The 22,028-nt window shown below is 71.8% G+C and carries 22 protein-coding genes; 8 read left to right on the top strand and 14 right to left on the bottom strand.

Annotated features, from left to right (window positions below; all coding sequences use genetic code 11):
* Positions 1-55: 55 nt before the first annotated feature.
* The 4 genes from ACWEK3_RS13290 to ACWEK3_RS13275 form a co-directional block, all read right to left on the bottom strand.
* Positions 56-694 carry a GNAT family N-acetyltransferase gene (locus tag ACWEK3_RS13290; protein WP_450546526.1) on the bottom strand — a complete coding sequence of 213 codons (639 nt, stop codon included), beginning with the start codon at positions 692-694 and terminating at the stop codon, positions 56-58.
* Between the two features lie 176 nt (positions 695-870).
* Entirely contained in the window at positions 871-1,707 is an 837-nt protein-coding gene (locus ACWEK3_RS13285; RefSeq protein ID WP_453249702.1) for a MetQ/NlpA family ABC transporter substrate-binding protein, read from the bottom strand.
* A 60-nt stretch (positions 1,708-1,767) separates the two neighbouring features.
* Positions 1,768-2,505 (bottom strand): methionine ABC transporter permease, encoded by a 738-nt coding sequence (locus ACWEK3_RS13280; protein ID WP_450546528.1) that lies wholly within the window; start codon positions 2,503-2,505, stop codon positions 1,768-1,770.
* Positions 2,502-3,548: a methionine ABC transporter ATP-binding protein gene (locus tag ACWEK3_RS13275; protein ID WP_390724361.1), complete on the bottom strand. Its 1,047-nt coding sequence runs from the start codon at positions 3,546-3,548 to the stop codon at positions 2,502-2,504. Before ACWEK3_RS13275 ends, ACWEK3_RS13280 begins: the two co-directional genes overlap by 4 nt.
* A gap of 615 nt (positions 3,549-4,163) precedes the next feature.
* On the opposite strand from ACWEK3_RS13275, the gene ACWEK3_RS13270 reads away from it, so the two are divergent.
* Both ACWEK3_RS13270 and ACWEK3_RS13265 read left to right on the top strand, forming a co-directional pair.
* Entirely contained in the window at positions 4,164-4,523 is a 360-nt protein-coding gene (locus ACWEK3_RS13270) for a hypothetical protein (protein ID WP_365774332.1), read from the top strand.
* Between the two features lies 1 nt (position 4,524).
* Positions 4,525-4,956 (top strand): hypothetical protein, encoded by a 432-nt coding sequence (locus ACWEK3_RS13265; protein WP_365425180.1) that lies wholly within the window; start codon positions 4,525-4,527, stop codon positions 4,954-4,956.
* Between the two features lie 17 nt (positions 4,957-4,973).
* On the opposite strand, the gene ACWEK3_RS13260 is transcribed toward ACWEK3_RS13265, so the two are convergent.
* From ACWEK3_RS13260 to ACWEK3_RS13250, 3 genes are all read right to left on the bottom strand, one after another.
* Positions 4,974-5,471: a GNAT family N-acetyltransferase gene (locus tag ACWEK3_RS13260; protein ID WP_453249701.1), complete on the bottom strand. Its 498-nt coding sequence runs from the start codon at positions 5,469-5,471 to the stop codon at positions 4,974-4,976.
* A gap of 273 nt (positions 5,472-5,744) precedes the next feature.
* Positions 5,745-6,935 carry a glycerophosphodiester phosphodiesterase gene (locus ACWEK3_RS13255; protein ID WP_453249700.1) on the bottom strand — a complete coding sequence of 397 codons (1,191 nt, stop codon included), beginning with the start codon at positions 6,933-6,935 and terminating at the stop codon, positions 5,745-5,747.
* A 191-nt stretch (positions 6,936-7,126) separates the two neighbouring features.
* Positions 7,127-7,348 carry a hypothetical protein gene (locus tag ACWEK3_RS13250; RefSeq protein WP_450546530.1) on the bottom strand — a complete coding sequence of 74 codons (222 nt, stop codon included), beginning with the start codon at positions 7,346-7,348 and terminating at the stop codon, positions 7,127-7,129.
* Between the two features lie 214 nt (positions 7,349-7,562).
* Between ACWEK3_RS13250 and ACWEK3_RS13245 the strand changes: the two genes are divergently transcribed.
* A complete protein-coding gene (locus tag ACWEK3_RS13245; protein ID WP_361412787.1) occupies positions 7,563-8,234 on the top strand; it encodes a lysophospholipid acyltransferase family protein in 672 nt (223 codons plus the stop codon).
* Between the two features lie 115 nt (positions 8,235-8,349).
* Here ACWEK3_RS13245 and ACWEK3_RS13240 read toward each other — a convergent pair whose 3' ends face one another.
* The 5 genes from ACWEK3_RS13240 to ACWEK3_RS13220 all read right to left on the bottom strand — a co-directional run bounded on the left by ACWEK3_RS13240 (position 8,350) and on the right by ACWEK3_RS13220 (position 14,323).
* On the bottom strand, positions 8,350-9,861 hold the full coding sequence (locus tag ACWEK3_RS13240; RefSeq protein ID WP_453249699.1) for an MFS transporter: 1,512 nt from the start codon (positions 9,859-9,861) through the stop codon (positions 8,350-8,352).
* Entirely contained in the window at positions 9,858-10,424 is a 567-nt protein-coding gene (locus ACWEK3_RS13235; protein WP_365425190.1) for a TetR/AcrR family transcriptional regulator, read from the bottom strand. Before ACWEK3_RS13235 ends, ACWEK3_RS13240 begins: the two co-directional genes overlap by 4 nt.
* 86 nt (positions 10,425-10,510) lie before the next feature.
* Positions 10,511-11,482, bottom strand: a complete 972-nt coding sequence (locus ACWEK3_RS13230; RefSeq protein WP_450546532.1) for an aldo/keto reductase — start codon at positions 11,480-11,482, stop codon at positions 10,511-10,513.
* A 72-nt stretch (positions 11,483-11,554) separates the two neighbouring features.
* Entirely contained in the window at positions 11,555-12,982 is a 1,428-nt protein-coding gene (argH, locus tag ACWEK3_RS13225; RefSeq protein ID WP_450546533.1) for an argininosuccinate lyase, read from the bottom strand.
* Positions 12,983-13,129: 147 nt separating this feature from the next.
* On the bottom strand, positions 13,130-14,323 hold the full coding sequence (locus tag ACWEK3_RS13220; protein WP_361412792.1) for an argininosuccinate synthase: 1,194 nt from the start codon (positions 14,321-14,323) through the stop codon (positions 13,130-13,132).
* A 349-nt stretch (positions 14,324-14,672) separates the two neighbouring features.
* On the opposite strand from ACWEK3_RS13220, the gene ACWEK3_RS13215 reads away from it, so the two are divergent.
* Positions 14,673-15,260 carry a pyridoxamine 5'-phosphate oxidase family protein gene (locus ACWEK3_RS13215; RefSeq protein WP_390724371.1) on the top strand — a complete coding sequence of 196 codons (588 nt, stop codon included), beginning with the start codon at positions 14,673-14,675 and terminating at the stop codon, positions 15,258-15,260.
* Between the two features lie 3 nt (positions 15,261-15,263).
* Complete coding sequence (locus ACWEK3_RS13210) at positions 15,264-15,962, top strand: L,D-transpeptidase family protein (RefSeq protein WP_453249698.1); 699 nt, start codon at positions 15,264-15,266, stop codon at positions 15,960-15,962.
* A 198-nt stretch (positions 15,963-16,160) separates the two neighbouring features.
* Here ACWEK3_RS13210 and ACWEK3_RS13205 read toward each other — a convergent pair whose 3' ends face one another.
* Both ACWEK3_RS13205 and ACWEK3_RS13200 read right to left on the bottom strand, forming a co-directional pair.
* Entirely contained in the window at positions 16,161-17,678 is a 1,518-nt protein-coding gene (locus tag ACWEK3_RS13205; protein WP_453249697.1) for a sensor histidine kinase, read from the bottom strand.
* A 17-nt stretch (positions 17,679-17,695) separates the two neighbouring features.
* Positions 17,696-18,445 carry a response regulator transcription factor gene (locus ACWEK3_RS13200; protein WP_453249696.1) on the bottom strand — a complete coding sequence of 250 codons (750 nt, stop codon included), beginning with the start codon at positions 18,443-18,445 and terminating at the stop codon, positions 17,696-17,698.
* 154 nt (positions 18,446-18,599) lie between these two features.
* Here ACWEK3_RS13200 and ACWEK3_RS13195 point away from each other — a divergent pair, with 154 nt between their 5' ends.
* The 3 genes from ACWEK3_RS13195 (at position 18,600) to ACWEK3_RS13185 (ending at position 21,913) form a co-directional block, all read left to right on the top strand.
* Positions 18,600-19,952 (top strand): ferredoxin reductase family protein, encoded by a 1,353-nt coding sequence (locus tag ACWEK3_RS13195; RefSeq protein WP_453249695.1) that lies wholly within the window; start codon positions 18,600-18,602, stop codon positions 19,950-19,952.
* Between the two features lie 7 nt (positions 19,953-19,959).
* Positions 19,960-20,436: an FMN-binding protein gene (locus tag ACWEK3_RS13190; protein ID WP_453249694.1), complete on the top strand. Its 477-nt coding sequence runs from the start codon at positions 19,960-19,962 to the stop codon at positions 20,434-20,436.
* A 94-nt stretch (positions 20,437-20,530) separates the two neighbouring features.
* Entirely contained in the window at positions 20,531-21,913 is a 1,383-nt protein-coding gene (locus tag ACWEK3_RS13185) for a ferredoxin reductase family protein (RefSeq protein WP_453249693.1), read from the top strand.
* Positions 21,914-22,028: the final 115 nt, after the last annotated feature.

The raw sequence follows: 22,028 nt of genomic DNA, 5'->3' as shown, positions 1-22,028 counted from the left end.
GGAGCTGTCGGGTGCGCGGCGGGGCGGGGCGGGTGTGCCTGCGGGTCCCGGCGTCTCAGTTCCATTCCGGGAAGGACGTGTAGCCGCCGGACTCGGCGAGCTGCTCGCCCGCGCCCTCCAGGTCCTCCGGCAGCAGGCTCCACACGATGAAGTCGGTGCGCATGTCGGTCCATGTGCCGTCCTCGGTGCGGACGTGGGCTATGCAGGCGTTGCGCAGCACGCCCTCGCTGATGCAGCCGATCTTCTGGGCGACCTGCTGGGATGCGGTGTTGTCGGCGGCCGTGCGCAGCTCGATGCGTTCGAACTTCTGGTCCCCGAAGAGCCATTGCGCGGTGGCGAGCGCGGCCTCGGCGGCGTATCCCTCGCCGCGTGCCCAGGGTGCGACGATGTACGACAGCTCGGCGGAGCGCACGTGCCAGTCGGCCTTGGTCAGCTGGACGATGCCGACCAGCCGCTGGGTGAGGAACTCGGTGACCGCGAGGTCCAGGCCCCGGCCGGCGGTGCGTTCGGCGGGCGCGTACCCCCTGATCCAGGTGCGGGCCCCGTCCTCGGTGAAGGGCTGGGGGACGTCGGTCCAGGCCGCGACCTGTTCGTCGTTCATCATCTCGGCCAGGGCGGGTACGTCGTCCTCCTCGAGGGGACGCAGCACCAACCGCTCCGTGCTGATGGAGATGTTGGGGAAGGTGCTGTTCATGCGCCGCTCCGTAACCTTCGGAAGAACCGTCAGGGCCTGCTGAACTGCCCAGCATGCAGCATGAAAGCAGTGAACCGCACCACGGGGTCCTCCCCCACTGCCTGAACGGCGTGGGGGGTACCCCCACCCTGTGAGGGCGCGGACCCCGTGCGTCGTGCGGATGGCGGTCGCGCGGATCAGAACGCCGGGACGACCGCGCCGTCGTACTTGTCCTCGATGAACTTCTTCACCTCGGGCGAGGTGAGGAGCTGGGCGAGCTTCTTGACCCGCGGGTCGTTCTCGTTGCCCTTCTTCACGGCGAGGAAGTTGGCGTACGGGTTGCCCTTCGCGGCTTCGGCAGCGATGGCGTCCTTGGCCGGGCTGAGCTTGGCCTCCAGTGCGTAGTTGCCGTTGATCACCGCGGCGTCGACGTCACCGAGGGAGCGCGGCAGCTGGGCCGCCTCCAGCTCCTTGAACTGCAGGTTCCTGGGGTTGGAGGTGACGTCCTTGGAGGTCGCGTCGTATCCGGCGCCGGCCTTCAGCTTGATGACGCCGTTGGCCTCCAGCAGCTTCAGGGCGCGGGCCTCGTTGGTGGTGTCGTTGGGCAGCGCGACGGTGGCGCCCTTCTTCAGGTCGCCCAGCTTCTTGACGCTCTTGGAGTACACGCCGAGCGGCTCCAGGTGCACCGTGCCGCCGGGGACCGGCACGATGTCGGTGCCGTTCTTCTTGTTGAAGTCGTCGAGGTACGGCTTGTGCTGGAAGTAGTTGGCGTCGACCTGGCCCTGCTGGACGGCCGTGTTCGGGGTCACGTAGTCGGTGAACTCCTTGACCTCCAGCTTGAGGCCGGCCTTCTTCGCCAGGTTGTCCTTGACGTAGGCGAGGATCTCGCCCTGCGGGGTGGGGGTGGCGGCGACCGTCAGCGGGGCGTTCGCGTCGGCCTTGCCGGAGCCGGATTCCGAGCCGCAGGCGGTGAGCCCGAGGGTGAGGGCTCCGGCGGCGAGGACGGCGGCGGTGATCTTGGTGGTGTTGCGCACGAAAAGTGCCTTTCCTTGGGTGGTGCGACCCCGGGTACGGGGAGATTTGGGAGGAGGTCTTCAGGCGGCCTTGCCGACGCCGGTGGCCGCGGGCTCCCCGGCCTTCAGCAGCCGCAGCTTCGGCGCGGGGCCGGAGCGGCCGGAGCGGCGGTGCAGGGAGCGGGCCGCGAGGTCGCCGGCGAACTGGATGGCCGAGATGACCACGGCGAGGATGGCCACGGTGATCCACATGAGCTGGGTGTCGAAGCGCTGGTAGCCGTAGCGGATGGCGATGTCGCCGAGGCCGCCGGCGCCGACGGTGCCGGCCATCGCGGAGTAGCCGATGAGGGCGACGATCGTGGTGGTGGTGCCGGCGATCAGCGAGGGCAGGGACTCGGGGACGAGGACCTTGCGGACGATGGTCCAGGTGTTGCCGCCCATCGCCTGGACGGCCTCGACCAGTCCGCCGTCCACTTCGCGGACGGCCGTCTCGACGAGCCGGGCGAAGAAGGGGATGGCGCCGATGGCCAGCGGCACGATGGCGGCCTCGCGGCCGATCGTCGTGCCGGTGACGAAGCGGGTGAAGCTCATCAGGGCCACCATCAGGATGATGAACGGCATCGAGCGGGTGATGTTCACGACCTGCCCGATCACCTTGTTGGCGACGACGTTCTGGAGCAGCCCGCCCCGGTCGGTGAGGACCAGCAGGACGCCGAGGGGCAGTCCTCCGACGACGGCGATGAGCGTGGACCAGCCGACCATGTAGAGGGTGTCCCAACTGGCCTGGGACAGCAGGGGCTGCATTTCGTACCAGGTCACTTGGAACCTTCCTTCACCAGTTCCGGCCGCGGGGCCGGGGCGTGGTCGACGACGTCGATCTGCAGGCCCTGCTCGCGCAGGAAGCCGATGGGCACCACGTTGTCCTCGTAGCGGCCGGGCAGTTCGATGCGCATCCGGCCGACCTGGAGGCCGCCGATGGTGTCGATGGCCGCGCCGAGGATCGAGATGTCGATGTTGTAGGTGCGGGACAGCTGCGAGATGACGGGCTGGGTGGCGCTCTCGCCGTGGAAGGTGACGTCGATGACGGTCCGGTCGTCGGCGGATGCCTCCCCGCCGACCGGGAAGAGCGCGGCGGCCAGTTCGGAGCCCGGGGTGGCGAGGAGTTCGCTCACCGTGCCGGACTCGACGATGCGGCCGTTCTCCATGAGCGCCGCCGAGTCGCAGACGGACTTCACGACGTCCATCTCGTGCGTGATGAGCAGGACGGTCAGGCCGAGCTGCCGGTTCAGGTCGCGCAGCAGTTGGAGGACGGAGCGGGTGGTCTCCGGGTCGAGGGCACTGGTGGCCTCGTCGGACAGCAGCACCTTGGGGTCGCCTGCGAGGGCGCGGGCGATGCCGACGCGCTGCTTCTGGCCGCCGGAGAGCTGAGCGGGGTAGGCCCGGGCCTTGTCGGCGAGACCGACGAGGTCGAGCAGTTCGAGCGCCCTGCGCGAACGTTCCTTCCCGGACGTGCCGAGGATCTCCAGCGGCAGCTCGACATTGTCCTGGACGGTGCGCGTGGACAGCAGGTTGAAGTGCTGGAAGACCATGCCGATCCGGCTGCGGGCCCGCCGCAGGTCCTTGCCGGCCCGGTGGCCACGGCCGGCCAGGGCGGTGAGGTCCTGTCCGGCGACGGTGACCGTGCCGGAGGTGGGCCGCTCCAGCAGGTTGACGCAGCGGATGAGCGAGGACTTGCCGGCGCCGGACTGGCCGATGACGCCGTACACCTCGCCTTCGCGGACGTGCAGGTCGACGCCGTCGAGCGCGGTGATCTCGCGACCGCGCGAACTGTAGACCTTGGTGAGGCCCGATGTGGTGATCACGTGGGTTTCCGTCACTGTCGAGTGCGCGGCGCGTCGTGGGCGCCGGGCACGGCATTCATGGTCGGGGAGCGCCAGAACGCGGCACGACTCTCGCAGTGGTGCTCAATCCGGGAGAAACGTGTGCGCGGGGGCGTGGCTCGGCCACGGGCGCCCGGACGGACCGGACGCGGGCGCGGACATGAGCGGGCTCTCGCTTCGGGGCGCGAGGCTCAGCTGGTGCAGGGGCCCTCTAGAAGGCGCACATTCGACGTACAGGACACATACAACGAGCACCGGGCGGCACAGTCGCCTCGGTCGCCGGGATGCGGTCGCTCGTCGTGGTCATGCGGTCAGTAAACCAGACCCACGGGGACGGGAGGCCATCGCTGTCCACATGCTGGACGCACGTGGACACCCGGGCGATACGGCGCGGACCTGGGGGTTTGGCGCCTGTGACCAGGGTGGACAAGGCCCGCGGGCGTCCGTCCGGACGGCCGCGGGCGGGCACGGGGGACGCCGGACTGTGGCCAACACCACGGCGCCGCACCGGGGGGAGCCGCACCGGCGGGCCCCGGGTCCGCGGGGCCGGGCCGGGCCGGGCGCGGCGGGGCGTTCGCCCCGTAATAAGGTCGCAGCATGCTTGATGCCCTGACGCTGGTGACCGGCGTCGCCGCGCTGCTGCTCGCCGCCTGGTGCGGCTGGGCGGCCTACCGTGACCAGCCGACGAAGGACTGGCACTTCATCGGGATGGCGGTGGTGTCGCTGCTCGCCCTGGTCCAACTGGTGGTCGGGGTCGTGGCGCTGGCGCGGGGCGAGAAGCCGGCGCAGGGGACGACGATCTTCGTCGCGTATCTGCTGGGAGCCTTCGCGTGCGTCCCGGCGGCCGGGCTCATGTCGCTGACCGAGCGGACGCGCTGGGGTTCGGTGACGGCCGCGGCGGGCGGAGTGGTCCTCGCCGTCCTGGAGGTGCGGCTCTATGACATCTGGGGAAGGTGAGATGAGCGCTGTGGAGGAGAAGCCGGCCGGGGCACGGCTCGTCAGCGGTCCGGGCACGCTGCTGGTCTGGCTGTACGGCGTGATGGTCGTCGGCGCGGTGTCGCGCTCGGCCTACCAGATCGCCACCGAGTTCGACCGGGCGCCGCTCGCCTACTCGCTGTCCGCGGTCGCCGGAGTCGTGTACGGCTTCATCACGTACTCGCTGGTGCGCGGCGGGGAGAAGGCGCGCAGGGCCGCGCTGGCGTGCTGCGTCGCCGAGCTGGTGGGCGTGCTGACGGTCGGCACGTGGACGCTCCTCGACAAGTCCGCGTTCCCGGACGCGACCGTGTGGTCGGCCTACGGCCGGGGTTACGTCTTCATCCCGGTGCTGCTTCCGCTGTCGGCCCTTTACTGGCTGCGCAAGGCGCGGAAGCAGCAGCCGCAAGCGGCCTGAGCCGGTCCGCAGCCGCGCTACGCGGTCGCCGCGTAGCTGCCCTCCGGCTTCTCCAGGATGATCATCGGTACGCCGTCGGCACCCTGGGAGGTGCCGACCACCTGGTAGCCCACGCGTCGGTACAGGCGCAGGTTGCCCTCGCTGCGGTGCCCCGTGTGCAGCCGGAACCTGGTGGCACCGCGCTCCGCGGCCAGCGCGCCCTCGGCCGCGCGCAGCAGCCGGGCGCCGATGCCGTGCCCCTGGAGGCGCGGGTGGACGCAGAGCTTGCTGATGAGGGCCGCGCCGTCCTCGGTCACCCGGCCGCGCACCGAGCCGACCACCTCGTCGCCGAGCCGCGCCACGAAGACGCAGTCCGCGGCGAGCTCGTGGCGGATCGAGTCGAGACTCTCGACGAGCGGGTCGATGCGGTAGTTGCCGTACAGCGCGGCCTCGCTCTGGAAGCACAGGTACTGCAACCTGAAGATCTGCTCCGCGTCCTGTTCGGCTGCCGCAGAGATGGTCACGCTCATGCCCATGTGCGCACGCCTCCCGCTCACTTGATCACCGGTCGTCCCTCACTCCTATCCCCGCGCTTCACGGGCCGCAACCTCCGGTGCGGACAATCGTCGCGGACATCTCGGACAACTGGCATGTTCCGGGCCCGTGCTGCCCTGTGAGATACCCAACTCACCCGACTTCGCACGGTGGGTGGGTCTCGCGGCGACCGCGGTGCCCGGGCGACACGACGCGGCCGTCCCGGCGCGGGCTGCCGGGACGGCCGTGGTCGGCCCTGAACGGGGCCGCGGGGTTCAGCGGCTGACGTGCGTGCCGCTCAGGAAGTCCTCGCGGGCGAGCAGTCCGGTGTCGGCGTTGTCGGTGAAGATGCCGTCGATGCCGGTGGCGAAGTAGGCCTGGAACACGCCGAAGACGTCACCGTAGGCGTCGGCGGCGGTGCCCTTGCGGAACTTGGGCGGCAGGAACGGGTTCTCGTTGCGGGCGGTGTAGGGGTGCAGGATCAGACCCGCGGCGTGCGCGTCCCGGACGAGCGTGCTCGGCTGGGTGAGGTTGCCGTCGGCGTCCTTGGGGATGACCAGGTCGACGGTCGGGCCGATGCCCTGCGCGTAGGAGGCGATCTCCTTCAGGCCCTTGGGCGTGATCAGGTCGGCGACCGTGCGCGGATCGCCCGCCTCGACGAAGTCCCAGGGGCGGCTGCGGGCGCCCGACAGCAGCACCACGAGCGGATTGCCGACGAGCCGGTCCAACCGCTGGATGCTGCTCGGCTCGAAGGACTGGAGGATCACCGGGGAGTCCTTCTTGTCCTTGCCGTACTTGCGCAGCAGCGCGGCGACCCGCTCCTCCAGGCCGAGGCCCAGCGTGCGGAAGTACGTCGGGTGCTTGGTCTCGGGGTAGATCCACACCTGCCGGCCGCGCTTGCGGGTCTGCTCGTCCTGCCACTTCAGGACCTCTTCGAAGGTGGGGATCTCCCAGCGGCCGTTGTAGAGGGTGTTGTGGGGGCGGTTGGCCGGGATGCGCTCGATCGCGCGCAGCGTCTTCAGTTCGGCGAGGGTGAAGTCCTCGGTGAACCAGCCGGTGGTGGCCACCCCGTCCAGGGTCTTGGTAGTCCTGCGGGCGGCGAACTCGGGGTGGTCGGCGACGTCCGTGGTGCCGCCGATCTCCGGCTCATGCCGGCACACGAGGTGACCGTCCTTCGTCGGCACCAGGTCACCGGCCTCGACGACATGGGCGCCGAGGTCGAGGGCCAGGTCGTAGGAGCCGAAGGTGTGTTCGGGCCGGTAGCCGCTGGCTCCCCGGTGGCCGACGATCGTCGGCACGGGCAGGCTCTTCAGCCCACCGCCCTTCCGGCCGCCGACTCCGCCCTGGTCGGCTCCGGCCACGCCGGGCAGTCCGAGGACCGCTCCGCCCGCGCCCAGCACCGCGGCCCCGAGGACGGCCCTGCGTCCGGTCCCGCGTCCCCGCTCGTCCGACTCCCGCGTACCCATGACCGCCTCCTGGTCTCGTGTCGTCCGTGCGCGCCGATCGTAGGTGGGCACCGATGACGGACGGGAGACCGCGCGGCGAACACCGGCGTGACGCCGGGTGTCGCCGGAGGCCGTACGGGACACAAGGGGCGCGGCCCGCCGAACGGGTGACGTTCCATCGGCATGTCCCGGCCCGGCCCGGGAAGACGCACTCAGTGGTGGCCGGCGCGGCCCCGTGGCGCGGCCGATCCGCCGAACGGGGCGAAGTGGCGGACGGCGCGGGCGCCGCCGCGCGCGGCGCGCGGTCCGGGCGCCACCGCCTCCGGCCGCGGCGTGCCGTGGCCCGCGGACCGGCGCCGGTCCCTGCGGACCAGAACCGCCACGGCCGCGGCCGGCACCATGAGCAGCACGACGAAGGCGACCCCGATGGACATCCCGTTCTCTCCCCCCGGACGGCGAGCGACCTCCATCACATCGGTCCGTTCGGGTTACCGGGGCGAAACGTACCTCCGCCGCAGGTAAACGTATGTCAACAGTGTGTAAGAGGCGGTGAGCCCGATGTGCATTCGGCCCCGGGCCGCGAGTATCGTCCTCACCTGCACAGACTCATGAACAATCCCTCGACATCTCCAGACACCGGAGGGCCCGTTGTCCCGCTTCGCGCTCATCAAGGCAGTGCTCGGCCCGATCATGCGCCTGATGTTCCGCCCACGGGTGGAGGGCGCGGAGCGGATTCCGGGCGACGGCCCGGTGATCCTGGCCGGCAACCACCTGACCTTCATCGACTCGATGATCCTGCCGCTGGTCTGCGACCGTCAGGTCTTCTTCATCGGCAAGGACGAGTACGTCACCGGGAAGGGCTTCAAGGGCCGGCTGATGGCCTGGTTCTTCACCGGCGTCGGCATGATCCCGGTCGACCGTGACGGCGGCCGGGGCGGTGTGGCCGCGCTGATGACCGGCCGCCGCGTGCTGGAGGAGGGCAGGATGTTCGGCATCTACCCGGAGGGCACGCGCTCCCCCGACGGCCGCCTCTACCGTGGCCGCACCGGCATCGCCCGGCTCACCCTGATGACCGGGGCGCCCGTGGTCCCGTTCGCCATGATCGGCACCGACAAGCTCCAGCCGGGCGGCTCGGGTCTGCCCCGGCCGGGCCGCGTCACGGTCCGCTTCGGCGAGCCGATGGAGTTCTCCCGGTACGAGGGTATGGACCGGGACCGGTACGTCCTGCGGGCCGTGACCGACTCGGTGATGGCGGAGGTCATGCGGCTGTCCGGGCAGGAGTACGTCGACATCTACGCGACCAAGGCGAAGGCGGCGTAGGCCTCCGGCGGTCGGGCGGGGCACGACGGCCGCGGGTCCACCGTGGCCGGTCGCGACCGCGCCACGCAGCCGTGTCCCGGAACGGCCCCCGCCCCCGTCGAACCCCGCACGGGGTTCAGAGCTTCTGGCCCTTCAGCAGGAACCACGCCGCCGGTGCCGTTGCCAGCAGTACCGCCGCCCCCGCTCCCGACGCCAGGTGCAGGCCGTGGACGAAGGACTCCCTGGCCGCGTGCAGCAGGGCCTCGGAGGTCTGCGCGGGCAGGCTCGTCGCCACCTCGACCGCGCCGCCCAGCGACTCGTGGGCGGCGGACGGTGTGCCCGTCGGGCCGGTGAAGCCCCGGTAGACGCCGGTCACGATGGAGCCCAACAGGGCGATGCCGAGGGCCGCGCCCAGTTCGTACGCCGTCTCGGAGACCGCCGAGGCGGCGCCCGCCTGCTCCTTGGGCACGCTGGAGAGGATCACGTCGGCGGTCACCGTGAAGGAGAAGCCGGCACCGACGCCGACCACCAGCAGGGACGTGCCCAGCAGCGGGTAGCCGGTGGTCCCGCTGAGCGTCGTCAGCGCGGCCAGCCCCAGGCCGATGGCGGCCAGTGAGCCGGAGACCACGGTCCGCACCGAGAAGCGCCGGGCCGCCCGCCCGGCGAGCAGTCCGGCCGCCACCGCGCCCACGGCGGCGGGCAGTTCGAACAGTCCCGCCTCGAACGGCCGCCTGCCCTGGACGAGTTGCAGGTACTGGGACAGGAAGAACACCAGACCGGACATGCCGAGCACGGTCAGCAGATCGGCGAGGACGGCGCCGGAGAATCCCCGGTTGCGGAAGAGCCGTATGTCCAGCAGCGGCTTCGGCAGCGTGAGCTGGCGGCGGACGAAGCCGTGCAGCGCGGCCGCGCCCAGCAGACCCGTGGCCAGGACCGGCCAGGTGAACCCTCGTGCCGCGGCCTCCTTGACCGCGTAGACGACGCCGACCACGCCGACCAGCGACAGCACGACGCTCGCCAGGTCCCACGGGCCCGGGTCGGGGTTGCGGGACTCGGGCAGGGTCTTGATGCCGACCAGGACGAGGACCGCCATCACGGGCAGGTTGATGAGGAAGACCGAGCCCCACCAGAAGTGCTCGAGCAGCAGGCCGCCCACGATCGGGCCGACGGCCGTGCCACCGGAGGCGGTGGCGCCCCAGATGCCGACGGCGAGGCTGCGCTCGCGCGGGTCGTGGAAGAGGTTGCGGATCAGGGCGAGCGTGGCGGGCATCAGGGTGGCGCCCGCGACACCGAGCAGCGCCCGCGCCAGGATCATCAGTTCCGGTGTGGCGGCGTAGGCGTTGAGCACGGAGACCGCGCCGAACGCGGTGGCCCCGCCGAGCAGGATGCGCTTGCGGCCGATGCGGTCGCCGAGGCTGCCCATGGAGACGAGCAGACCGGCGATGACGAAGGAGTAGACGTCGCCGATCCACAGCAGCTGGGTGCCCGAGGGCCTGAGGTCCTCACTGATGAAGGGGGTCGCGAGACCGAGGACGGTCGCGTCGACGGCCACCAGCAGCACGGCGAGCACGAGGACGGAGAGCGCGAGCCAGCGGCCCGGACGCTGCTCCACCTCCGCCACGCGAGCCGGCTGCAGGATGCTGGTCATGATTCCTCGTTCCGTGAAGTGTCCGTGCGCAGTGCGCCGCCGAGCAGCAGCTCGGTGATCATGTGGTGGAAGTCCTTGGGGGCGACCTTGCCGCTCAGCACGACGTAGGCGCCGGAGGCGATGAGGCCGACGAGGGCCTCGGTCAGCCAGGCCGGGGTGAGGTCGATACGGAACTCGCCGCTGAGCTGGCCGCGCCGGAAGACCTCGGAGATGCGCTCGTCGAGCCGGTTCCAGCCCTCGTTCTGCGCCTCGCCCTCGAACAGCTGGTTCTCCGTGTAGAGGAAGGAGAGCAGCCCGGCCACCGGTTCGATCTCGCGGACCAGGCGCCGTACGGCGTCGCCGGCCGGCCCCTCCCCCAGACGGGCCGCGTCGAGGGCGGCCTCGCACTCGGCGATGCCGAGGGCCTCCAGCGCCCTGACGAGCGAGTCGCGTCCGGCGAAGTGGCGGTGCAGCGTGGCCCGGCTGATCCCGGCCGCCTTGGCGACCTCGTCCATGGTGGCGGTGGACTTGTGGGTGAGCAGGGTGGCTGCGCTGCGCAGCACGTGATCACGATCGACAGCCATGAGACAAAGATAGCCCATGTGAGACATTCATGTCTCACATTCGGTGTACGTGTCTCACTGGATCATGCTGGAGGAGGCGTGGGCGCTCAGTGCCAGGGCAGCTGCCCGCGCCGCTCCCAGTAGGCCCGGGGTTCCTCGGCCAGCGCGTCGAGGCGGGCGAGCTGGTCCTCGTCGAGGTCGACGGCCGGGGCGTGCAGGTTGGAGGCGAGCTGGCCGGGGGTGGCGGCGCCGGAAAGGACCAGACCGGCCCACGGCCTGCGCAGGATCAGGGCGAGGGCGACCGCGTCGCAGCCCAGGCCCGTCTCCTGGGCGACCGCCTTGAGCGCCTCGGGGGCGTTCGGCTCGGCGAGCCGCCCGTTGGCCATGCCCTCCTTGACGATCACCGTCAGTCCGGCGTCGTGCGCCTCGGCGAGGGCGGGACCGGCGGAGGTCTCCAGGACGTTGTACGTCGACTGGACGGTACGGAAGAGGGGAGCGCCGTCGACCGTCACGCCGAGCGCGGCCCGGACGGTGTCGGCCTGGGCGGGTCCGCTGGTGGAGAAGCCGATCGTGAGACCGCCCGCGGCGGCCTCGGCGAGCCTGGCGTGCAGCTCCTTGTCGGTGAGCGCCGGGCTGTCCGGGGTCAGCGAGTGGATCTGGTACAGGTCGAGCCGGTCACCGAGCAGTTCGGCGGTCTCGGCGCGCTGCCGCTCGTAGGTGGCGAGGCTGTGGTCCTTGACCTCGTGCCGGTCGGCGTCGGTGGTCCAGTTCGCGGTGTAGGTGTAGCCCCACTTGCTGCCGACGACGACGTCGGCGGCGTCGGGGCGGGCCCTGAGCCAGTCGGCGAGGAACTCCTCGGCGCGGCCGTAGGAGCGGGCCGCGTCCACATAGCGGACGCCCTGCGCGTAGGCGGCGTCCAGGAGTTCGTGGGTGCGCTCGCGCAGGGCGTCCACGGTGCGGTCGGCCGGGAGGTCCTTCTCGCGGCCGAGGTTGATGTACCCCGGACGCCCGACGGCGGCCAGCCCCAGACCGATATGGCACGTGGGGGTCGTGGCCGAGGCCAGTCGGGCGAAGGGCATCGCGGGCTCCGTTCGGTCGCTTCCTTACGGCTGTGGACCAACGTAACCCGCGAGACCCCGAAGGCGGGTGAACTACTTCCGGGCGTCCGCCCACTGGTGCTGCGCCGCCACGTCCGCCTTGACCTCGGCGAGCTGGACGGCGACCGCGCTCGGGGCGGTGCCGCCGCGGCCGCTGCGGGAGGCGAGGGCGCCGGGGACGTTGAGGACGGTGCGCACCTCGGGCGTCAGATGGGCGGAGATCTTGGCGAACTGGTCGTCGGTCAGCTCGTCGAGTTCCTTGCCCTCGGCCTCGGCGGCCTTCACGCACTCGCCGGCGACCTCATGCGCCACCCGGAACGGCACGCCCTGCTTGACCAGCCACTCGGCGATGTCGGTGGCCAGTGAGAAGCCGGCCGGGGCCAGCTCCTCCATGCGCTCGCGGTGCACGGTGAGGGTGGCCATCATGCCGGTGAAGGCCGGCAGCAGGACCTCCAGCTGGTCGCAGGAGTCGAAGACGGGCTCCTTGTCCTCCTGGAGGTCGCGGTTGTACGCCAGCGGCAGGGCCTTGAGGGTGGCGAGCAGCCCGGTCAGGTTGCCGATCAGCCGGCCGGACTTGCCGCGCGCCAGCTCGGCGATGTCCGGGTTCTTCTTCTGCGGCATGATCGACGAGCCGGTGGAGAAGGCGTCGTGCAGAGTCACGAAGGAGAACTCCTTCGTGTTCCAGATGATGACCTCCTCGGCGATCCGGGAGAGGTTCACACCGATCATCGCGGTGACGAAGGCGAACTCCGCGACGAAGTCCCGGGAGGCCGTGCCGTCGATGGAGTTGCCGGCGCTGCCGCGCTCGAAGCCGAGGTCCCGCGCCACCGCCTCCGGGTCCAGGCCGAGGGAGGAACCGGCCAGGGCGCCGGAGCCGTACGGCGACACGGCCGTCCGCTCGTCCCACTGGCGCAGCCGCTCGGCGTCCCGCGACAGGGACTGGACGTGCGCGAGGACGTGGTGGGCGAACAGGACCGGCTGGGCGTGCTGGAGGTGGGTGCGGCCGGGCATGGCCACGTCCGGGTGGGCCTCGGCCAGGCCGATGAGCGCGTCCTGGAGGTCGGCGATCAGACCGCCGATGATCCGGGCGTGGTCGCGCAGGTACATGCGGAAGAGGGTGGCGACCTGGTCGTTGCGGGACCGGCCGGCGCGCAGCTTGCCGCCGAGGTCGGCGCCGAGGCGCTCCAGCAGCCCGCGCTCCAGGGCGGTGTGCACGTCCTCGTCGGCGATGGTGCCGGTGAAGGAGCCGTCGGCGACGTCCGCCTCCAGCTGGTCGAGGCCGGCCAGCATGCGCCGCAGTTCGTCGTCCGTGAGCAGCCCGGCCTTGTGCAGCACGCGCGCGTGGGCGCGGGAGCCGGCGATGTCGTAGGGCGCGAGGCGCCAGTCGAAGTGGACGGACGCGGACAGCTTCGCCAGGGCCTCGGCGGGACCGTCGGCGAAACGGCCGCCCCAGAGCCGTACGTCACCGCTGTTGCTGCTCACTTGAGTTGCTCCTCGGGATGGCGATGTGCGCGACCGCCTCCCCACCCGTGAGTGAGGAGGCGGTTGTCAGGCTAGTGCGTGCGAGGCGACCCGGCGCCGTGACGCGAGGTCCGCGCCGGGTCGGACCCGTCAGGGGCCAGTTGGCACCTAGGCCAGGTCGCGCTGTGCGGCGATCTTCGACGACAGGCTGTAGATGTCGATGAAGCCCTTGGCGGCGGACTGGTCGAAGGTGTCGCCGGTGTCGTAGGTGGCGAGGTTGAAGTCGTACAGCGACTCCTGGGAGCGCCGGCCGGTGACGACCGCGCGGCCGCCGTGCAGGGTCATGCGGACGTCGCCGGAGACGTGCTGGTTGGCCTCGTTGATGAAGCCGTCCAGGGCGCGCTTGAGCGGGGAGAACCACTGGCCGTCGTAGACCAGTTCGCCCCAGCGCTGCTCGACCTGCCGCTTGTAGCGGGCGAGTTCGCGCTCGACGGTGACGTTCTCCAGCTCCTGGTGGGCGGTGATCAGGGCGATCGCGCCGGGAGCCTCGTACACCTCGCGGGACTTGATGCCGACGAGGCGGTCCTCGACCATGTCGATCCGGCCGATGCCCTGGGCGCCGGCGCGCTCGTTGAGCTGCTGGATGGCCTGGAGGACGGAGACGGGCTTGCCGTCGATGGCGACCGGGACGCCCTCCTTGAAGGTGATGATCACCTCGTCGGCCTCACGGGCGACGGCCGGGTTCTGGGTGTACTCGTAGATGTCCTCGATCGGCGCGTTCCAGATGTCCTCGAGGAAGCCGGTCTCCACGGCGCGGCCGAAGACGTTCTGGTCGATGGAGTACGGGGACTTCTTGGTGGTCGCGATCGGGAGGTTCTTCTCCTCGCAGAACGCGATGGCCTTGTCCCGGGTCATCGCGTAGTCGCGGACCGGGGCGATGCACTTCAGGTCGGGGGCGAGGGCGACGATGCCGGCCTCGAAGCGGACCTGGTCGTTGCCCTTGCCGGTGCAGCCGTGGGCGACGATGCCGGCGCCGTGCTTCTGGGCGGCGGCGACCAGGTGCTTGACGATCGTCGGCCGCGACAGCGCGGAGACCAGCGGGTAGCGGTCCATGTAGAGGGCGTTGGCCTTGATCGCCGGGAGGCAGTACTCGTCGGCGAACTCGTCCTTGGCGTCGGCGACCTCGGCCTCGACGGCACCGCAGGCGAGCGCGCGCTTGCGGATGACGTCCAGGTCCTCGCCGCCCTGGCCGACGTCGACCGCAACGGCGATGACCTCGGCGCCCGTCTCCTCGGCGATCCAGCCGATGGCGACGGAGGTGTCCAGACCGCCCGAGTAGGCGAGTACGACGCGCTCGGTCACGGGATTCTCCTCACACTGCATTCGCTGACATGCATGAGTATGCAGAACTCTGCATGGTTCGTCAATCTCGTCCGCGGTGCGTCGTGGCACCAGGGGATTCGCAAGGTGTTTTCAGAACTCGCCCGTCACTCGTTGAACGAGCACAACCGCTTCCGCGTATCGCCGGACAAGGCGCCCCGGCCACCGGGCCCCGGGCGCCGGCCTCCCCGGCCGCCTGCGCCTCACTCCGTGGGGTGACAGGCAGCCGTGGCCGCCCCGAGGAAGCGCCGGCCGGGGCGGCCACGGTGGGCCGGGCGGAGGCCGTAATTCCTTAGACAGCCGAAAGAACTTCCCCGGATAATCGCTGGACATGGGAAAGACGTATGAGCGCATCGACGGCAGGCTGCGCACGTTCATCGAGCGGCAGCCCCTCTTCTTCACCGCGACCGCCCCGCTCTCCGGCGACGGCACGGTCAACCTCTCCCCCAAGGGCCTCAAGGGCTCCTTCACGGTGCTCGACGAGCACACCGTGGCCTACCTGGACTTCGCCGGGTCCAACGCGGAGACCATCGCCCACCTGCGTGAGAACGGCCGGATCACCCTGATGTGGTGTGCCTTCGAGGGGCCGCCCAGCATCGTGCGCGTCCACGGCCGGGGCGAGCCCGTCTTCCGCGACGACCCGCGCTTCGGCGAACTCCTCGCCCGTTTCCCCGGCATCGACCCGGCCGCGCACGGGCTGCGCGCCATCATCGTCGTGCACGCCGAACTGGTGCGGGACACCTGCGGGTACGCGGTGCCCTTCATGGCGTACGAGGCGGACCGCGATCTGCACGGCAGGCGCTTCGCGCGCGAGGACGACGCCTCGCTGAGCGACTACTTCACCCGGAAGGAGCACGTGGCCACCAGCCTGGACGGCCTGCCTGGACTGCCATTGCCGCTGCCGCCGTCTACGGTCTGAGCCATGCGCCCCGCTGTCGCCGTGATCCTCGCCGCCCTGTCCCTCCTCACGCTCGGTGCCGCGCCCGCGGGCGAGGTGCCGCTGCCTGCGCGGATGCGGGACACCGGCGGCGGCACCCAGCTGATCACCGCTCAGGCGGCCCGCACCGGCGCCACGTCGGGCACGGTCACCTGGTGGAACCTGCGCGGCGGGCGCTGGGCGCGGGCCGGTTCGGCACCGGCCCGGTTCGGCGCGAAGGGCCTCGTCGAGGGCACGGTGCGACAGCAGGGCACGTACACGACCCCGACCGGGCTGTACCACCTGCCGTTCGCCTTCGGCGTCACGTCCGCACCGGACGGGACCCGGCTGCGGTACCGGCGGGTGGGCCCGGACTCCTGGTGGTGCCAGGACAACGGCTCGCGCTCCTACAACCGCTGGACCCAGCCACGCCCCGCGGACTGCCGGGCCACCGAGTCCGAGCACCTGGTGGCGTACCCGAGGCAGTACGCGCACGCTCTCGTCATCGGCTTCAACTACTCCCGTCCGGTGCGCGGCCGGGGAGCCGGGATCTTCCTGCACGTCAACGGGCCCGGGGCGACAGCCGGCTGTGTGTCGGTGCCGCGGGAGGCCATGCGGCGGATCCTGGCGTGGGCGGATCCCGGGCGCCGGCCGCACATCGCGATCGGCACGGCGGGCGGGGCAACCGCGATCAGCCGTTACTGACCTAGCTAGTGCTGCGACCGGAAAGGTTCACCGGCTCGCGACGCCCGGCACGGCACTCCCCCAGCCTTCGGCCGGGGGTACCCCCACGCCGCGTTGTCGCATCACCCGAGTACATCCAGCACGCGGTGCGATGCTCCGCCTTGCGATGCACCGCACCGGACGCCGCGAGCTTTCCGGCAAACCTTTCCGGTCACAGCACTAGGCGCCACCCGCCGGCAGCCGGACGGTGAAGGCCGTGGAGCCGGGGTGGCTGTCCAGGCCGACACCGCCGCCGTGGGCCTCCGTCACGGCCGCCACGATCGACAGGCCCAGGCCGGCCCCGGCGCCGCCGAAGGAGTCGGTGCGGCGGCGGTCGGCCCGGGTGAAGCGCTCGAAGACACCGGGCTGGACCTCCTCGGGGACGCCGGGCCCGTCGTCGTGCACCCGCAGCACGGCCGTGGCGGCACTCCCCGGGTCCGCCTCCCGGTCGCACTCCAGGTCCAGGGACACCGTCACCTTGGTGCCCGCGGGCGTGTGCGCACGCGCGTTGGCCATCAGGTTGGCGAGCACCTGCTGGAGCCGGTGGGCGTCACCAGTGACCGTCACCGGTTCCTCCGGCAGCTCCAGCGTCCAGCGGTGCTCCGGACCCGCGGCCCGGGCGTCCGTCACCGCGTCCAGGACCAGGCGGGTCAGGTCGACCGGTCGGCGGTCCAGGGGACGCCCGGCGTCCAGCCGGGCCAGGAGCAGCATCTCGTCGACCATCTCGCCCATGCGCGCGGACTCGGCGGCGATGCGTTCCAGGGCGCGGGTGACCTCGGGCGGCACCGGTCCGGGGTGCAGCAGGGCGAGCTCGGCGTGGCCGCGCACGGTGGCGACCGGGGTGCGCAGCTCGTGGCTGGCGTCGGCGGCGAAGCCGCGCAGCCGCTCCTCACTGGCGTGCCGTTTGGTCAGCGCGTCCTCGACATGGTGGAGCATCCGGTTGAAGGCGGCGCCGACCCGCCCGACCTCACTGCGCGGGTCGGCGCGCGGCGCGCGGGGCGGCAGCGCCACCTCGCCGCTGGCGAGCGGCAGCTCGCTGACCCGGGCGGCGGTTTCCGCGACCCGTGTCAGCGGCCGCAGCGACCAGCGCACCCACAGGGCACCGGCGACCCCGGCGACGGCCAGGGCCAGGGCGGAGACGGTCCCCGCGACCAGTTCGAGGCGATGGACGGCGGCCCGCACCGGCGCCATCGGCAGCCCGGTGACCAGCACGTCGCCGTCCCGGCCCGGCCAGGCGGCCAGCCGGTACTCGCCCAGGTCGGACAGGCGCACCGTGTGCCCGCCGTGGTCCGCCGGGAGCGCGGCCAGTGCCCTGCGGTCGGCACCGGTGAGGGTGACGTCGAAGCCGGGACGGGACGGGGAGGGGACCATGGCCGCGTGGGTCACCGTGCCGCCGAGGAGCCGGGCACCGAAGGTGGCGGCGGCCTGGCGGCGGGTGTCGCCGCGCTCGTCGCCGTCGTGGTCGGAGGGCTTGGCGGGCGTGGCGGGCGTGGCGGTGCCGTGCTCCAGGCTCTCCGGGAAGCCGGGACCTGCCTGCTGGAGCTGCTGGTCGATCCGGCCGGTGAGGAAGCCGTCCAGTTCGAGGACCGCGGCCACGCCGACGGCGGCGCAGCCGACGGCCAGCAGCACCACGAGGCCGAAGGTGAGCCGGGCCCGCAGGGTGCGCGGCCGGGGCAGCCGGCGTATCCGCGGTGTCATCGCCCGCCGCGGCGCGGTCACCGTACCGCCGGCTTCAGCACGTACCCGGCTCCGCGCACCGTGTGGATCATGGGTTCGCGTCCGGCGTCCACCTTCTTGCGCAGATACGAGATGTACAGCTCCACCACATGGGCCTGGCCGCCGAAGTCGTAGGACCACACACGGTCGAGGATCTGCGCCTTGCTCAGCACCCGGCGCGGGTTGTGCATCAGGAAGCGCAGCAGCTCGAACTCGGTCGGGGACAGCTCGATCAGCTCTCCCGCCCGGGTGACCTCGCGGGCGTCCTCGTCCATGACCAGATCGCCCACGGTCAGCCGCGGGCCGTCCGCCGGCTGCCGGGCCATGCCGGCGCGGCGCAGCAGTCCGCGCAACCGGGCGACCACCTCCTCCAGGCTGAACGGCTTGGTCACGTAGTCGTCGCCGCCCGCGGTGATCCCCGCGACACGGTCCTCCACCGCGTCCCGCGCCGTGAGGAAGAGCACACAGATGTCCGGCTGCGCGGCGTGCAGCTCGCGCAGCACGGCGAATCCGTCGGTGTCCGGGAGCATCACGTCGAGGACGACGGCGTCGGGTCGCACCTCGCGCGCCGCGGCGATGGCCGAGGCCCCGTCGCCCGCGGCGCGCACCTCCCAGCCCTGGTAGCTCAGGGCTCCGCAGAGCACTTCGGCGAGGTCGGGGTCGTCGTCGACGACGAGGACGCGCACGGGGGTGCCGTCGAGGCGGGTGAGGGCGGGCAGGCCGGTAGGGCTCGGGCGGAAGGTGTCCATGGCCCCTCCAGCATCGCCGGTCCCCGGCCCGGACGGCGAGGGGGGACCCTCTGAGTTTTCTGTGAGTGGGCCCACGCGGCCCACGGCTCAGAGCTTCCTCAGAGGTTCGCCCCGCACAGTTGTGTCCTGGACCGGCGAAGGGACGGGAGAGCGGATGACCACGGTGTACGAGCGGCGGGCGGCACCGCCCGTGCCACTGGCGCCCCGGCGCTCCCCGGCGGGCGCGATGCTGGCGCTGCTGTGGGCGGGGGCCGCCGCGGTGGTCCTCCTGCGGTGGTACGACACCGCCTCCGTCGTGGGCGCGGCGGGCTGGCTGACCGGCGCCGGGCGGATCGCGGGCCTGCTGTGCGGGTACGCCTGCGCGGTGCTGGTGGGCCTGATGGCGCGGGTGCCGCTGCTGGAGCGCCGGATCGGCTCGGACCGGGTGGCGCGCTGGCATGCGATGGCCGGCCGCTACACGGTGTGCCTGCTGGTCGTGCACGTGGTGCTCATCCTCGCCGGATACGCCGCGCAGGACGGCTCCTCCGTCCTGCGCGAGGCGGTCACGGTGGTGCTGGACTACCCGGAGATGCTGAAGGCCACCGCCGGGACCGTGATCCTCTTCGCGGTCGGCGTCACCTCGGCGCGCGCGGTGCGCGGCCGGACCGGTCACGAGTTCTGGTACTACACGCACCTGCTCACCTACGCCGCCGTCTTCCTGGTCTTCGGCCACCAGGTGGCACTGGGGGGCGAGTTCACCGGTCACGCCCTGGCCACGGCCGCCTGGTACGCGCTGTACCTGGGCGTCGCGGCCCTGGTGGTGTGGTTCCGGATCCTGGTCCCGGTGCGGCTCAACCTGCGCCACCGGATGCGGGTCGAGGCGGTGTACAAGGAGGCGCCGGGTGTGTACTCCGTCGTCGTGCGCGGCCACCGGCTGGACGAACTGGGCGCGCGGCCGGGGCAGTTCTTCCGCTGGCGGTTCCTCGCCGAGGGCATGGGCTGGACGTCGACGCCGTACTCCCTGTCGGCGCCGCCCCGTCCGGACCTGCTGCGCATCACGGTGAAGGCGCTCGGCGACCACAGCGCGGCCGTGCCGCTGCTGCGGCCGGGCACCCGGGTGTGGGCGGAGGGCCCCTACGGGTCGATGACCGCCGACCGGCGCACCTCGCACAAGTCCCTGCTGATCGCGGCCGGGGTCGGCATCACGCCGCTGCGGGCGCTGTTCGAGACGCTGCCCGGTGACGTCACCCTGCTGTACCGGGCGCGTACGGCCGAAGACCTCGCCCTGGGCGGCGAGTTGGAGGCCATAGCGCGCGGGCGCGGGGCGCGGGTGCTGTACGCGCTCAACGGCCCGCGCGGCGAACGCCCCCGCCTCACCGTGGAGTCCCTGCGCGTGGCCGTCTCCGACCTGGCCGGGCACGACGTGTACCTCTGCGGCCCGCACGCCTTCGCCCGGGACGTGTACGAGGTGCTGCGCGCCGCCGGGGTGCCGGACCGTCGTATCCACCACGAGTCGTTCGAGCTGTGAGGCCCTGTTGCACGCGTTGAGGAAGAACCGTCCGCTGCGCCGCGTCGTGCTGGCGAGCGCCGCCACCGTCTCCGGGCTGGTGATGCTGCTGTCGCTCAAGCCGCACACGCCGCCGCAGATCGCCGCGGATCCGGCGCCGGCCCCGTCCAGCGGTTCGAGCACGTCCGGCGGATCGGGTGCGGCCGGCGGGGCCGGCCGGTCCACCGGTACCAGGGCCGTCACCGGTGAGACGGTGCAGACCCGCTGGGGCCCGGTGCGGGTGCGGGTCACGCTCGCCGGCGGCCGGATCACCGACGTGACCGCGCTCGCCCAGCCCTCCGGCAACCCGCGGGACCGGGAGATCAGCGGCTACGCCATCCCCCAGCTGCGCAGGGAGGCGCTGGCCGCGCAGAGCGCGAACATCGACACCGTCTCGGGGGCGACGTACACCAGTGACGGATACCGCCGCTCGCTCCAGTCCGCGCTGGACGCGGCCCGGCGCTGAACCTCGGCCGGACACTGAACGCGGGGCCGCCGTGGCACGTATTCCAGGGCCAAGGGACCACGCCGCCCCCCTTGACCCCGTCCGCGGAGGAACCGTGACCAGCACGCTCGCAGGAGGCCGCGCCGCCCGGCGCCAGACGATGCGCCGCATCCGGCCGCGCCGTTCCCCCGCCGTCCCACTGCTGACCGCCGTCTGGGCGGGCGCGGCGGGCGTCGTCTGGCTGTGGTGGATGAACACCCCGTCCATCGACGGCACCGCCGGGAAGGTCCTGAACGCGGGCCGGATCACCGGCCTGCTCGCCGGCTATCTCATGGCGCTGGTCGTGCTCCAGATGGCGCGGGTGCCGGCCCTGGAACGGCGGGTGGGCTCCGACCGGGTCGCGCGCTGGCACGCCATGACCGGCCGGTACACGCTGTGCCTGGTCCTCGCGCACGTCTTCCTCACCATGTGGGGCTACGCGCTGCTGGGCGGCAGGTCGCTCGGCGACATCGTGGCGCAGACCGTCGAGTCCGTCGAGCAGCTGCCCGACATGGGCAAGGCCGCGATCGGCACCGGTCTGCTGGTGGTCGTCGGACTGGTCTCGATCGGCCCGGTGCGCCGCCGGATGCCGTACGACACCTGGTACCACGTGCACCTGTTCACCTATGCCGCGGTGTTCCTGACGTTCTGGCACCAGATCACCACCGGCAACGACTTCGCCGTGGAACCGGCCGCCAGGACCTTCTGGTACGGCCTGTACGGCGCGGTGACCGCGCTGGTGATCTGGTACCGGATCCTCACCCCGATCCGGCTGAACCTGCGCCACCGCATGCGGGTGGAGGCGGTGATCGAGGAGACGCCGGGCATCGTGTCGGTGCTGATCGGCGGCAAGAAGCTGCACCGGATGGGCGCGGAGGCCGGGCAGTTCTTCCGCTGGCGGTTCCTGGCGCCGGGCATGCGGTTCTCCTCCCACCCGTACTCCCTGTCGGCGGCGCCCCGTCCTGACCTGCTGCGCATCACGGTCAAGGCGATCGGCGACCACAGCGCCGGGCTGCGCGACCTCACCCCCGGCACCCGGGTGTGGGCGGAGGGGCCGTACGGCGCGCTGACCGCGTCCCGGCGCAGCCGCGGCAAGGTGCTGCTGGTGGCGGGCGGGGTGGGCATCACGCCGATGCGGGCGCTGTTCGAGACACTGCCCGGCGCGGCCGGTGACATCACACTGCTGTACCGGGCCAACAGCACGCAGGACCTGGCCCTGTGGGACGAGCTGGCGAAGATCGCCGACGAGCGCGGCGCCCGCCTGATGTACGCGGTGAACAGCCCGGACGGGGAACGCCCCGACATCTCCGCCGAGTCGCTGCGCCGCAAGATCGCCGACATCGACCGCCACGACGTCTTCATGTGCGGCCCGCCCGGCTTCGCGCAGTCGGCGTACGAGGCACTGCGCGGCGCGGGAGTCCCCGCTCGCCGTATCCATCACGAGTCGTTCGAGATTTGAACCCTCCCCCAGCAGAAGCAGGAGGATTCCTGGCTCAAGCAGCTCATTCGCTCGGCGAGCGAACGAGTCTGACGCTCTCGGCACCAGCCGGGACGGAACCTGCCCGGTTGCCCGT

It is taken from the genome of Streptomyces sp. NPDC004721 (genome assembly GCF_053601495.1).
This window is presented reverse-complemented; position numbering and strand designations above follow the sequence as displayed.